A 12,773-nucleotide genomic window follows, 5' to 3' on the forward strand; every position below is an offset into this window, starting at 1 on the left:
ACATGGTTAACAAATCCTTCCTGTGGTTGTTATGGCAGCAAGCCCCAGGGGAAATGTCGGGCCGAGGAATGGTTGTCGAGAGGGAGCGGACGGTGGCGAACACGCACGCGACGTCGAACGGACCCGCGAACGGACCCGGTACACAGGGGATATCCGACGCCGGCTTCGCCGCGCGGGTGCGCGACGCCATCGACCGGCAGGAACTGTCCCTGGTCTTCCAGCCCCAGGCCGACGTCATCACCAACCGCCTGACCGGGTTCGAGGCTTTGTCGCGCTGGCGCCTGTCCGACGGCACCATGCTGCCCCCCGATGTCTTCGTGCCGATGGCCGAGCAGGGAGAGGCGATCCACCTGCTCGGCGAATGGACCCTGCGGACGGCCTGTGTCGCAGCGACCGGCTGGCTGCGCGCCGGCTATCCTGACATTCCGGTGTCGGTCAACCTGTCGGCGCGGCAGCTCGACGATCCGGGGCTGGTGCTGAAGGTGCTGGGTATCCTGGCGGAAACCGGCCTGCCCGCCGCCAACCTGAAGCTTGAGCTGACCGAAACCAGCATGTTCAGCCAGACCGCCGAGGCACGCGAGGCGCTGCTGCGGTTGCGGGGCGCCGGGATCAGGCTGGTGCTGGACGATTTCGGCACCGGCTGGTCCTCGCTGGCGACCCTGCGCCGGGTGCCGGTGGAGGCGCTGAAGATCGACAAGCAGTTCGTCCAGGCGATGGTGGAGGACCGAGACGCCGCCGCCATCGTCCAGGCGGTGGTGGCGCTGGCCCACGCGCTGGAGCTGGGCGTGGTGGCGGAGGGAGTGGAGACGCCGGAACAGCGGCTCTACCTGCAAGCCTACCGCTGCGATGTTTTGCAGGGCTATTGGCTGTCGCGCCCGCTGTCCGCCGACGGGGTGGACGCTTTCCTTGCCGAGCGCAGCGCGATCCTGCCGTCTATCGGGTCGGGGGGCTCTGGCGCTGGGCCGCAGACATCAGGATGACCCGCCGGGTTTCGTCCCACTCCGTCAGTTCCCCGGCCTCATCGGCGGTCGCCCAGCAGGCCTCCAGCGCATCGTCGGCGCAGAGCGGCTCGCCCTCCGCACTCTCCGCCGCCACCTCGACCAGCGTGTAATGGTAGTGGACTCGCCCCTCGGCATCGGGGGTGATGGCGTCCACCACGGTGACGATCCCGGTCGGCACCACCTCCAGCCCGGTCTCCTCCCGCACCTCGCGCACTGCGGTCTCGAACACCGTCTCGCCGACCGACTGCGCCCCGCCCGGCAGGCTCCATTGCCCCATCCGCGGCGCCTTGCCCCGCCGGATCAGCAGCACCTTGTCGCCGCGCCAGACGACGGCTCCGACGCCAACCCAGGGGCGGTCGGGATATTCGCGGCTGGAACGGTCGGGCGGAGTGGCGGACATGAACGGCTCCCTATCGATGTCTTGACCCGAGGGTAGCGCGGTCCGACACTGGTACACCAGACGCGAAGATGCAGTGCCGCGTCCTACCGGCGCACACCCTACCCGACCAAATGGCCGCCCCATGAAGCTCAACGAGATCCGCACCTTCATCGCCGTTGCCGATGCGCAGTCGGTGCAGGAGGCCGGCAACCGGCTGGGGCTGACGCAGTCCGCCGTGTCGCGGCTGATCCAGCGGCTGGAGGCGGAGCTTGGCGTCGTGCTCTTTGACCGGCAGACCAAGCCGCTGGCCCTGACCCGCGATGGCGAACTGGCGCTGGCCCATGCAAGGCGAATCCTCGCGGCTGCCAGCGACTTCGCCGACGCGTTCGCCGGATCGGCCGAACCACGCGGGCTGCTGCGGCTCGGCATGGCCCATGTGCTGACCGCACTGGCCACCGGACGGCCGCTGGACGAGCTGCGCGCCGGCTTCCCCGGCCTGACCCTGCGGCTGCATTCGGATTGGAGCAACCCGCTGATCGAGCAGGTCCGCGCCGGCACGCTGGACGGCGCGGTGATCCTGCTGTGCGAGGGGCAGGCGCCGCCCGACGATCTGCCGGTCCGCCGGATCGGCACCGAGCCTGTCAACATCATCGCCTCTCCCGATGACGCCTCCAGCGATCTCGCCGCCATGAACCAGCGCGGCTGGGTGCTGCAGCCGAACGGTTGCCGTTACCGCGAGGCGTTGCAGCAGGCGCTGGCGCCGCTCGGCTTGCAGCCGAACGTAACGGTGGAGGCCTACGACCAGAGCCTGCTGGTGTCGCTGGTGACCCGCGGCGTCGGCTTCGGCCTGGCACCGATGGGGCTGATCGCGCCGATCCCCGATGCGGCGGCGGTGCGCCCGCTCGACCTTCCCAACTTCCGGATGTCGGTGACGATCTGGCTGATCCAGTCGCGGACGGCCGGACGCATCGCCGCGGTCTTCGACCGGCTGGAAGAGGCGCTTCGGCGGGAACTGGCAATCGGGCGCCTGCCGAGTTGCGCGGTGCCCAAGCACGCGATGGATGAGCATCCCCTCCTGCATTCCGCTGCGGAATGACCTGGTTGCCGATTATGAATTTGCCGAACTGTTGAGGCCCGCCTATCGTCGCAGGCAGAGCAGTTTCACAACACCGGCGCGCGGCGATACCCCGCAGAGGCGCCCGGATCCGGGAGGATGCCTTGACCACCGCTACCCCTGCACCGGCGCCCTCCTGGAGGACGCCTGCACTCGTCGTCGTCTGCGGCTGCCTGATCTCGATGCTGGCCTTCGGACCGCGCTCCAGCATGGGCCTGTTCATCGGCCCGCTTTCGGAAACCCGCGGCTGGGGCCGCGACGTCTTCGCGCTGGCGATGGCGATCCAGAACATCCTGTGGGGCGCCGGCGGCCCCTTCGCCGGGGCGCTGACCGACCGCTACGGTCCGGCCCCGGTGCTGGCCGGGGGCGGGATTCTTTATGCGGCCGGGCTGGCGCTGATGCCCTATGCCACCACCAGCGTCGAGCTGTACCTGACCGCCGGCGTGCTGATCGGGCTGGGCCTGTCCGGCGCTTCCTTCGGCATCATCATCGCCGGCTTCACCCGGCTGCTGCCGCCGGAACAGCGCAGCTGGTCGGTCGGCATCGCCACCGCCGCCGGGTCGATGGGCCAGTTCCTGTTCGCGCCCATGGGGCAGGCCTTCATCGCCGGCTTCGGCTGGCAGACCGCCCTGTTGCTGCTGGCCGCTTCGATGATCGCGGTGCCGCTGCTGGCCGGCGTCTTCCCCGGTCCGAAGGGCATGACGGCGAGCGGCACACCGGCGGTGACCGGTGCCAACATCGGCTACATCGCCGCGGTGCGGCAGGCCTTCCAGCACCGCAGCTATGTGCTGCTGGTCGCCGGCTTCTTCGTCTGCGGCTTCCAGCTGGCCTTCATCACCACCCACCTGCCGCCTTACCTCACCGCCGCAGGCATCAGCCCGACGCTCGCCGCCTGGGCGCTGGCGCTGATCGGCCTGTTCAACGTCATCGGCTCCTATGCCTCCGGTATCCTGGCGGGCAAGGTCAGCAAGCGCTACCTGCTGTGCGCCAACTATTTCTCTCGCGGCATCGCGACGGCAATCTTCATCCTGCTGCCGATCTCGTCGGTGACGGTGATCGCCTATGCCGCGGTGATGGGCCTGCTGTGGCTGTCCACCGTGCCGCCGACCTCTGGCCTCGTCGCGCTGATGTTCGGCACCCGCTACATGGGCACGCTCTACGGCTTCGCCTTCTTCAGCCATCAGGTCGGCGGCTTCCTGGGTGTCTGGCTCGGCGGCGTGCTGTATGAGCGGACGGGGTCCTACGATGTGGTCTGGTGGCTGGGCGTGGCGCTGGCGATGTTCGCGACCATCGTCCACTGGCCGATCGCCGAGAAGCCCGCCCCGTCGCTGGCGGCGGCCGAGGCAAAGGCGTAAGATATACGACCATGAGCGACAGCCCCGCCCCTTCCCCTGCTGCATTTCCCATCGGCCACGGCCTTGCCGCGGCGTTGCTGGGCGGTGTCCTGCTGGTCTGGGCCGGGCTGATGGGGCTGTCGCTGCAACGCGCTGCGCTGCCCGACACGACCGACGGCCTGATGCTGGCGGTCTTCTCCCCCGGCACCAGCGATGCCGAGGCGATGGCGGCGATGGTGCGGGCCGGGGGCGAGCCGGTGCGATCCACCTGGCTTGGATTCGCCTGGGTCGCCCGCGGCGTGGAACCCGGATTCGTCGGCCGGCTGAAGGCGGAGGGCGCGCTGGCGGCCTTCGGCGAGCTTCCGGTCGGCCCGACGCTGGGCGGCTGCACCGCCACCCCGGTCGATACGGCCAAGATCGCCGCGACCCGCCTGCAATAGCTCCGCTCTTTCCACCCTGTGGGCAGCTTTGGCCTCACCAACGGTGGACGCGCGTGCCTTGCGGTGTCATAGTGCGGCCCGCATTCGACCAGCCCCGTTTCCGCGGGGCCAGACTCCGGAATTCGTGAGCGACGATGAGCGAGCCGATCTCCCTGTTCACCAAACTGGCGAACATTCACATCCGTTACGTCACGTGGCGTCGGGGCGCCAAGGTCGGCAGCGACCGCTTCGGCAACGTCTATTACCGCAACAAGGACACCAAGCCCGGCACGCGCGAGCGCCGCTGGGTCCTGTATGCCGGTGAGCCCGACGCCTCCAAGATCCCGCCGGAATGGCACGGGTGGCTGCACCACACCACCAAGGAGCCGCTGCCCGAGGGGTCGAGCGCCTACCACAAGCCGTGGCAGAAGGAACATCTGCCCAACATGTCGGGCTCGGTCCAGGCCTACCGTCCGCCCGGCCATGTGCTGGCCGGCGGGCAGCGCGTGCCGGCCACCGGCGATTACGAGCCCTGGACTCCGAGCTGATCCACGCCGGCACCGACCATCGGGTCGGAACAGAAAGCGGAACGGAAAGCCCGGCCCCATGCGGGCCGGGTTTCGATTCGGGAATTCGCAGCAGGATAGCTCTATGCGCCGGAATGTGATTGAGACCGTGCTTGGCGGCGTCGTGCTCGCCGTGGCCGCCGTGTTCCTTGCCTTCGCCTACAAAAGTGCGGACCTGCGCAAGGTGCAGGGGTATGACGTCACCGCCAACTTCAACAGCATCACCGGCCTGCAAAGCGGCGCCGACGTGCGCATCAGCGGCGTGAAGGTCGGCACGGTCACCGGGCTGACGCTCGATCCCACCACCTATCAGGCGGTGGTTCACCTGTCGGTCGACAATTCGGTGAAGCTGCCGAGGGACACCGCGGCGGTCATCGCCTCGGAAAGCCTGCTGGGCGGCAAGTTCCTGTCGCTGGAGCCGGGCGGCGATCCCGACGCCATCAAGCCGAACGGCAAGATCGAGTTTACCCAGAGCACGCCGGGCCTGGAACAGCTGCTGGGACAGGTCATCTTCTCGCTCCAGAGCATGAGCAAGTCGGGCGATCAGGCCAACGGCCAGCAGGGCCAGACCCCGGGACAGGCCCCGGCCCAGCCGCCGAAGCTGTGATTTCCAACCAGCAGTGATTTCCAACCCTGGGCGTGGCCGGAACCGACGGCCGCGCCTAAGCGTTCCCTCTCCAGTCCGGATGGCCATCGCCGCCGGATCACGAAGCAGGAGGAACGCGATGCGTCTGTTCCATCTGGCCGCGCTCGGCGTGGCCCTGGCGACCGCCGCCTGCGGCGCCGACATGGAAGAGAAATCGGCCACCGGCGGACTTGGCGGTGCCGCAGCAGGGGCCGTGGTCGGCGGACCGGTGGGCGCCGTAGTCGGAACGGCTGCGGGTGCCGGCGCCGGTGCAGCGACCCAGAAGATCGAAGACCGCAGCGCCGCACAAAGCGGGTCGGGCGCCACCTACAGTGCGCCGGCGTCACGCAGCACCGTCACGCGCTGAGCCGCAATTTCCGCACAACGCACCCCGGCGCCCCCGCCACTAGACGCTGACCCCGCTTCCGGGATAGAAGGCGGAGCACCCCGGTACAGTTCCCGCTGACAGGCTGGGTCTTGCCATGGGGTGCCGTCCGCAATTACGGAAGCGATCCGACGTGACGAGACTTTCTAGTTATCTCCGGCCCGATCTTCTCCGGCCTGCCGCCGGCCTGCTGGGTGCCGCGGCCCTGCTGGCATCCGTGGCCGTTCAGGCCGCTCCGGTGCCGAGCCAGATGATCGAGCGGCCGGCGGCCAAGCTGCAGTGGCTGGACAAGGTGACCGCCCGCACCTCCACCTTCACCATGAAGGTCGGGGAGACCAAGGCGATGAGCAGCCTGCGCATCACCCTGCGCGCCTGCCGCGAAAATCCGCCGATCGAGACGCCGGAATCCGCCGCCTTCTTGGAAGTGACGGAGATCAAGCCCGGCGAGCAGGCCGAACAGGTTTTCAGCGGCTGGATGTTCTCCTCCAGCCCCGCCCTGTCGGCGATGGAGAACCCGATCTACGACGTGTGGGTTCTGGGCTGCGAACAATGAGGAGGTGGGGAGGTCCGGGGCGATTGCCCCCTCCCCCGCTCTCCGTCGCTTGATCCTGCTTACTCGGCCACCGCCGCGATGGGATTGCCCAGCGCCTTGTCCAGATAATCGTCCACCTGGGTCGCCAGATCGTCGGTGCGGTTGACGAAGAAGTGGCTGGCGCCGGGAACGACGCGGTGGTCGATCCGGATGTCCTTCTGGTGCGACAGCTTGGTTACCAGCTTGGTCACCGCGGCCTGGGGCACCACCTCGTCCTTGTCGCCATGGATGATCAGGCCCGAGGACGGGCACGGCGCCAGGAACGAGAAGTCGAACAGGTTGGCCGGCGGCGAGACCGACACGAAGCCGTCGATCTCCGGCCGGCGCATCAGCAGTTGCATGCCGATCCAGGCGCCGAACGACACGCCGCCGATCCAGCAGAGCGGAGCGTTGGGGTTGTAGGTCTGCAACCAATCCAGCGCCGCCGCCGCATCGGCAAGTTCGCCCTCCCCCTTGTCGTAGGTGCCCTGGCTGCGCCCGACGCCGCGGAAATTGAAGCGGAGCGCCGAATAGCCGCGCTTGGTGAACGACTGGAACAGGGTGAAGACCACCTTGTTGTTCATCGTCCCATTGTGCTGCGGGTGCGGGTGCAACAGCAGCGCGACCGGGGCGTTCGGCTGCTTGCCGTGGGTGTAACGGCCTTCCAGGCGACCGGCGGGACCGTTGAAGAGCACTTCAGGCATGGGAACGACGTTCCTGACGCGGACAAAGGGTTGTTGGAACCGCCGCGGCGACCGGCCGGACTTTCATCCGGCAAACCGCCCCGGCGCACGGGCCGTCCGGCCCGTCACGGATTTTCCCGTCTTGGAGTGGGGTTTTCCGCACACAATTCTTGACCGTTTTGCTTGGTCATCATATATGCGTCGTAACGTCCTCCGGGACAACCCGCCTGACCCGCCCGATCGGCTCCAGCGCTAGCCGGACCCATCGATAAGTCCGGGTCCCTACCGGTCTGAACCGTCGAGGTTTCGGACCGGAAGGTCCTGAACCGCAAGGGTCCGACAGGCCGAAACCGGGCACGGGCGGCCGATGAGAGCGGCGGACTATACCACGGCGGGTGATGGCGTGTTCAAGCATCTTCGCGAAGAGATCGATGGGATCATGGCGCGCGATCCCGCCGCGCGGTCCCGGCTCGAGGTCGCGCTCTGCTACCCCGGCTTGCACGCCATCGTTCTCCACCGCATTGCCCGGCGCGCCCGCGACGCCGGATTGCACACCACCGCCCGCCTGATCTCGCAGATCGCCCGGTCGCTGACCGGCATTGAAATCCATCCCGGCGCCACCATCGGACGCCGCTTCTTCATCGACCACGGCATGGGTGTCGTGATCGGCGAGACGGCGGAGATCGGCGACGACGTCATGCTCTATCATGGGGTGACGCTGGGCGGCACCTCGCTCAATCCCGGCAAGCGCCACCCGACGCTGGGCGACGGCGTCATCGTCGGGGCCGGCGCCAAGATCCTGGGCGCCATCACCATCGGACGCGGCGCGCGCATCGGCGCCAATGCGGTGGTGGTGGCCGACGTGCCGGCAGACACTGCGGTGGTCGGCATTCCCGCCAAGCCGGTGGTGGCGCGCGACCGCGCCGAAACCCGCAAATTCATGCCCTACGGCACCCCCTGCGGCGACATCCCCGACCCGGTTGCCCGCGCGCTGACCGGCCTGCTCGACCAGATGACGGCGCTGCAGGCCCGTGTCGGCGAGCTGGAAGCGGATCGTCCGCCCGCTGCCCTCCCCCGTTCAACACCCACACCGCTAGAGACGGTGGCGTCCCACGCAAACGGGATGCACGAAGCGCAAGGAGAATCGCGATGAGACTCAGCACCAAGGGACGCTATGCCGTGATGGCGATGGTCGATCTGGCCGCCACCAGCCAGGGCAGCCCGGTCGCGCTGGCCGACATCGCGGAGCGGCAGGAGATTTCCCTGTCCTATCTGGAGCAGCTGTTCGCCAAGCTGCGCAAGGGCGGTCTGGTCAAGAGCGTGCGCGGCCCCGGCGGCGGCTATCTGCTTGCCCACCCGGCAGATGCGACCCGGGTGTCCGACATCATCCTGGCGGTGGACGAGCCGATCCGCACCACCCGCTGCGCCAACGGCACGCCGCAGGGCTGCCGCACCAACCGCTCGCGCTGCCTGACCCACGATTTGTGGGAAGAGCTGGGCAACCAGAATCCATATGTATCTCAGCTCGGTCACCGTCGCCGATGTGGTGGAGCGGCGGATCATCGGCACCAGCGGCCTGAACCTGTTGCGCCCGGCCCCGGCCACCGACAGCGCCGCCGCTGCCGCCGAGTGATGCAGACCAAAGAGAGTGGCCTTTCACGTTGAGCGCTTCTGAAAAGTGACTTCCCAGCCCGTTGCCACACCCGTTGCCTCGTTCAGACGAACCGGTGTCTATCTCGACCACAACGCCACCGCTCCGCTGAAGCCGGAGGTGAAGGCGGCGATGGGTCAGGCGATGGATCTGGTCGGCAACCCGTCCTCCGTCCATGCCTTCGGCCGCAGCGCCCGCCGGGCGGTGGAAGAGGCGCGTGTCGCCGTGGCGACGCTGGTGGGCGTGAAGCCGGCACAGGTCCTGTTCACCGGCAGCGGGACGGAAGCGAACAACTTCGCTCTCCGCGGTTTCCCCGGCCGCCGTACGCTGACCTCCGCCATCGAACATGAGTTGGTGCTGGCCGCCCAGCCTGGGGCGGAGCGCTTCGGCGTGGACCGCGATGGCGTCGCCGACCTGGACGATCTGGAGCGCCGGCTGGCCGCTGCGGACACCCCGGCCCTGGTCTCGCTGATGCTGGTCAACAACGAGACCGGGGTGATCCAGCCGGTGGCCGACGCGGCCCGGATCGCCCACGCCCATGGCGCGCTGCTCCATTGCGACGCGGTGCAGGCGGCCGGCCGGATGCCGCTGTCCCTGCCCGATCTCGGCGTCGATCTGATGACGCTGTCTGCCCACAAGCTGGGCGGCCCGACCGGCGTCGGCGCCCTGATCCTGGCGGAGGGGCTCGAACCCGATGCGCTGATCCGCGGCGGCGGGCAGGAGCGGCGCAAGCGGGCCGGTACCGAGAACCTGCTGGGCATCGTCGGCTTCGGCGCCGCGGCCCGGCTGGCGTTGGACGGGCTGGCGGAGGCCGCCGACCGTGCCTCCCTGCGCGACCGGCTGGAGCGGGAGGCGCTGGCCGCCATCCCGCACGCCCGGGTGATGGGGGCCGGTGCGGCGCGGGTCGCCAACACCAGCTGCCTGATGCTGGCCGGCCTCGCCGGAGAAACCCAGGTGATGACGCTGGACCTCGCCGGCGTGGCGGTCAGCGCCGGATCGGCCTGCTCCAGCGGCAAGGTGAAGCCCTCCCATGTGCTGGCGGCGATGGGCGAGGACGACCGCTCCGCCGCAAGCGCCATCCGGGTCAGTCTGGGCTGGACCAGCGATGACGAGGCGGTCGACCGCTTCCTGACGGCCTGGACCGCGATGGCGCGGCGAAGCGCGCCCGCGGATGGCTGATCCCAGCTGTTACCCGCCATGGCTGCGCGACCATCTGTCCTCGGTCAGGAAAGCCCGCATTCGCGCATTGCGCCGGATGCGGCTTATCGGTATGACCCCGCGGAAGGCGGCCTTCGTGACAATGGCCTTCGTGACAACAGGGGCCTCATGTCGGGTAAATCATCCCATCGGCCGAGCCTTTCGGCGTTTTGACGGACTGCGCGCATGACCAGCTCCAAATCCGGCCCGCCCAAATCCGGCCCGCCCGGCAACAGCAGCGGCGGCATTTCCGGCGCCATCGCCGGCGATCTGGAGCCCTGCGGCACCTGTGGCCGCTCGGTGGCGCCACGCGCCCTGTTCTGCCATGCCTGCGGCGCGGCACAGCCGCCGCGGCCGCTCGACCCCTTCACCCGGCTGGGGCTGGAGCGCCGCTTCGACATCGATCTGGAACAGCTGACGAAACAGCATGCCGGCTTCACCCGCGCCATGGACCCGGAGCGTTTCGCCGCCCGCGGCCAGCGCCAGCAGGCCAACGCCAAGGCCCAGGTCGAGGCGCTGCGCGACGCCTATGACGTGCTGCGCGATCCCATCCGCCGCGCCCATGCGCTGCTGGAACTGATCGGCGGTGCGCCGGCCGATGGCGACGAGGACGGCGACGAGGAGATTGCCGACCTCGTAGCCCGGCTGGCCCGTGCCGACGACGTGCTGGAGTTGGACCGCATCGGGCTGGACCTCACCCAGCGGGTCGAGGCCTGCATCAAATATCTCGCCCCGGCCTTCCGCAAGGCACAGGCGGCCTCGACACCCGACAGCCCGCCGGCCGCCGACGGTGCCGCCCGCATTCTGGCCCGGCTGCAGCGGTTGGAAGCGCTGGCCACCGAGGTGCGCGACCGCCGTGCCGCGCGGACGACCCCGCGGCCGTGATTCACATTTTCCTTACAATCGCCCTTTAATTCGCTAGGCAACCGTAAAAGAACGAGGACCCCATGCCCAAGATGACCTTCATCGAGACCGACGGCACCCGCCGCGAGGTGGACGCCCCGCTCGGCCTGTCCGTGCTGGAGATCGCGCACAAGAACAGCCTGGACCTGGAAGGCGCCTGCGAGGGCTCTCTGGCCTGCTCCACCTGCCATGTCGTGATCGAGCCGGAGTGGTTCGACGTCCTGCCGGATGCGCAGGAGGATGAGGAGGACATGCTGGACCTCGCCTTCGGCCTGACCAAGACCTCGCGCCTGGGCTGCCAGATCATCATGACCGAAGAGCTGGACGGCCTCGTCGTCCGCCTGCCGGGCGGCAGCAACAACGCGATGAAGTAAGCGTTCGGGGGAACCCTGTTCCGGCCGCCGGGACGGCGCCGCGCGCTGCGGCACCCGGCGGCCGCTTGTGTTGTCCCCTGCTGCGCATTCCTGCCTTTTCCGGGCGCCTGCCCGCCTTATATAGGGCGCCATGAACTCCCTCGGTCTTTCCAAGCGCCCCCAGGACACCCGCGTCGTCGTCGCGATGTCCGGCGGGGTGGATTCCTCCGTCACCGCGGCCGTGCTGCGGGAGGAGGGCTATGACGTCGTCGGCATCACGCTGCAGCTCTACGACCACGGCCTCGCCTTGCAGAAGCCGGGCGCCTGCTGCGCCGGCCAGGACATCTACGACGCCCGTCAGGTCGCCGACCGCATCGGCATCCCGCATTACGTCCTGGATTACGAAGGCCGCTTCAGCCAGGACGTGATGGACGATTTCGCCGACAGCTATCTGCGCGGCGAGACGCCGATCCCCTGCGTGCGCTGCAACCAGCGGGTCAAATTCCGCGACCTGCTGAACACCGCCCGCGACCTGGGTGCCGAAGCGCTGGCCACCGGCCATTATGTCCGCCGCATCGCCGGCCCGCATGGCGCCGAGCTGCATCGCGCCGTCGATCCCGCCAAGGACCAGAGCTATTTCCTGTTCGCCACCACGCGCGAACAGCTGGAGTTCCTGCGCTTTCCCCTCGGCGGCCTGACCAAGCCGGAAACCCGCGCCCTGGCCGAGCGCCACGGGCTGGAGGTGGCGGCCAAGCCCGACAGCCAGGACATCTGCTTCGTCCCCAACGGCAACTATGCCGAGGTGGTGGCGAAACTGCGCCCCGGCTCCGTCGAGCCCGGCGACATCGTCCATGTCGATGGCCACGTTCTCGGCCGCCACAAGGGCGTCGTCCACTACACGGTCGGCCAGCGCAAGGGGCTGGGCATCGGCGGCATCCGCGGCCAGGAGGAGGAGGCGCTCTACGTCGTCCGCCTGGAGCCTGCCCGCCGCCGCGTCGTCGTCGGCCCGCGCCGCGACCTCGCCCGCTCGCTGGTGACGGTGCGCGACGTGAACTGGCTGGGCCCCGATATGGCCGATAGCGCCGGGATCGAGGTTTCGGTGAAGCTCCGCTCCGCCCAGCCGGCCTCCCCTGCCCTGTGGCGCGCCGGCCCGGACGGCACCGCGCAGGTCGAGCTGCTGGAGCCTCAGCACGGCATCGCCCCGGGCCAGGCCTGCGTCGTCTATCAGGGCGACCGCGTGCTGGGCGGCGGCTGGATTTCCGCCACCGCCGGCGGAGTGGGCGAGGGTATGGAGGCGGGGGAAACGGCAGCCTGAATCAGAGGGTTATGCGACTTTTCGCCGGCCGGCCAAAAAAAATCGCACCCCCCGAAAATTCCGCGTTGACAGGCCAAGTCGCCCTATCCTATATAGCGGCTCCCGGCGGCAACGACGGGACACGATGGTAGCCACGGCGGCGGAAACGCCAACAACGGCAATCACGATGGCAGCGTAGCTCAGTGGTAGAGCAGGGGAATCATAATCCCTTGGTCGGGGGTTCAAATCCCTCCGCTGCTACCATCATAGAAAACCCCCTGATTTCCGGAAGGAAGCC

General features: G+C 68.7%; 15 protein-coding genes, 1 tRNA gene and 1 pseudogene. 15 read left to right on the top strand and 2 right to left on the bottom strand.

Annotated elements, in window-relative coordinates; genetic code table 11:
* Positions 1-92 precede the first annotated feature (92 nt).
* The gene (locus ACWPN8_RS11190; protein WP_247872837.1) at positions 93-980 is read left to right on the top strand and encodes an EAL domain-containing protein; all 888 of its coding nucleotides are present in this window, start codon (positions 93-95) and stop codon (positions 978-980) included.
* Here ACWPN8_RS11190 and ACWPN8_RS11195 read toward each other — a convergent pair.
* Positions 934-1,401: an NUDIX hydrolase gene (locus tag ACWPN8_RS11195; RefSeq protein WP_492240814.1), complete on the bottom strand. Its 468-nt coding sequence runs from the start codon at positions 1,399-1,401 to the stop codon at positions 934-936. The two genes, ACWPN8_RS11190 and ACWPN8_RS11195, sit on opposite strands and share 47 nt — an antisense overlap.
* A gap of 121 nt (positions 1,402-1,522) precedes the next feature.
* Here ACWPN8_RS11195 and ACWPN8_RS11200 point away from each other — a divergent pair, with 121 nt between their 5' ends.
* From ACWPN8_RS11200 to ACWPN8_RS11230, 7 genes are all read left to right on the top strand, one after another.
* A complete protein-coding gene (locus ACWPN8_RS11200; protein ID WP_492240815.1) occupies positions 1,523-2,476 on the top strand; it encodes a LysR family transcriptional regulator in 954 nt (317 codons plus the stop codon).
* Positions 2,477-2,598: 122 nt separating this feature from the next.
* Positions 2,599-3,849, top strand: a complete 1,251-nt coding sequence (locus tag ACWPN8_RS11205) for an MFS transporter (protein ID WP_492240816.1) — start codon at positions 2,599-2,601, stop codon at positions 3,847-3,849.
* An 11-nt stretch (positions 3,850-3,860) separates the two neighbouring features.
* Entirely contained in the window at positions 3,861-4,268 is a 408-nt protein-coding gene (locus tag ACWPN8_RS11210) for a hypothetical protein (RefSeq protein WP_109096567.1), read from the top strand.
* Positions 4,269-4,402: 134 nt separating this feature from the next.
* The gene (locus ACWPN8_RS11215; RefSeq protein WP_098739448.1) at positions 4,403-4,795 is read left to right on the top strand and encodes an NADH:ubiquinone oxidoreductase subunit NDUFA12; all 393 of its coding nucleotides are present in this window, start codon (positions 4,403-4,405) and stop codon (positions 4,793-4,795) included.
* A gap of 103 nt (positions 4,796-4,898) precedes the next feature.
* A complete protein-coding gene (gene mlaD / locus ACWPN8_RS11220; RefSeq protein WP_109096566.1) occupies positions 4,899-5,420 on the top strand; it encodes an outer membrane lipid asymmetry maintenance protein MlaD in 522 nt (173 codons plus the stop codon).
* A 118-nt stretch (positions 5,421-5,538) separates the two neighbouring features.
* Positions 5,539-5,805: a hypothetical protein gene (locus tag ACWPN8_RS11225; protein WP_109096565.1), complete on the top strand. Its 267-nt coding sequence runs from the start codon at positions 5,539-5,541 to the stop codon at positions 5,803-5,805.
* 151 nt (positions 5,806-5,956) lie between these two features.
* On the top strand, positions 5,957-6,376 hold the full coding sequence (locus ACWPN8_RS11230; protein ID WP_247872836.1) for a DUF2155 domain-containing protein: 420 nt from the start codon (positions 5,957-5,959) through the stop codon (positions 6,374-6,376).
* Positions 6,377-6,435: 59 nt separating this feature from the next.
* On the opposite strand, the gene ACWPN8_RS11235 is transcribed toward ACWPN8_RS11230, so the two are convergent.
* Positions 6,436-7,098, bottom strand: a complete 663-nt coding sequence (locus tag ACWPN8_RS11235; protein ID WP_085089866.1) for an alpha/beta hydrolase — start codon at positions 7,096-7,098, stop codon at positions 6,436-6,438.
* Between the two features lie 346 nt (positions 7,099-7,444).
* On the opposite strand from ACWPN8_RS11235, the gene epsC reads away from it, so the two are divergent.
* The 7 genes and pseudogenes from epsC to ACWPN8_RS11270 all read left to right on the top strand — a co-directional run bounded on the left by epsC (position 7,445) and on the right by ACWPN8_RS11270 (position 12,739).
* Complete coding sequence (epsC, locus tag ACWPN8_RS11240) at positions 7,445-8,230, top strand: serine O-acetyltransferase EpsC (RefSeq protein WP_109096564.1); 786 nt, start codon at positions 7,445-7,447, stop codon at positions 8,228-8,230.
* Positions 8,227-8,710, top strand: a pseudogene (locus ACWPN8_RS11245) (Rrf2 family transcriptional regulator). The gene epsC and the pseudogene ACWPN8_RS11245 overlap by 4 nt, the downstream one beginning before the upstream one ends.
* A gap of 45 nt (positions 8,711-8,755) precedes the next feature.
* Positions 8,756-9,907, top strand: coding sequence for a cysteine desulfurase family protein (locus tag ACWPN8_RS11250; protein WP_492240817.1), 1,152 nt, complete (start codon positions 8,756-8,758; stop codon positions 9,905-9,907).
* A gap of 204 nt (positions 9,908-10,111) precedes the next feature.
* Positions 10,112-10,810: a molecular chaperone DnaJ gene (locus ACWPN8_RS11255; protein WP_492240818.1), complete on the top strand. Its 699-nt coding sequence runs from the start codon at positions 10,112-10,114 to the stop codon at positions 10,808-10,810.
* A gap of 62 nt (positions 10,811-10,872) precedes the next feature.
* Complete coding sequence (locus tag ACWPN8_RS11260; RefSeq protein ID WP_109086201.1) at positions 10,873-11,202, top strand: ferredoxin family 2Fe-2S iron-sulfur cluster binding protein; 330 nt, start codon at positions 10,873-10,875, stop codon at positions 11,200-11,202.
* A gap of 130 nt (positions 11,203-11,332) precedes the next feature.
* Positions 11,333-12,496, top strand: a complete 1,164-nt coding sequence (gene mnmA, locus ACWPN8_RS11265; RefSeq protein ID WP_492240819.1) for a tRNA 2-thiouridine(34) synthase MnmA — start codon at positions 11,333-11,335, stop codon at positions 12,494-12,496.
* Positions 12,497-12,664: 168 nt separating this feature from the next.
* Positions 12,665-12,739: transfer RNA gene (locus ACWPN8_RS11270), tRNA-Met, on the top strand.
* Positions 12,740-12,773: the final 34 nt, after the last annotated feature.

The sequence above is a fragment of the Azospirillum sp. UENF 112521 genome, assembly GCF_058780665.1.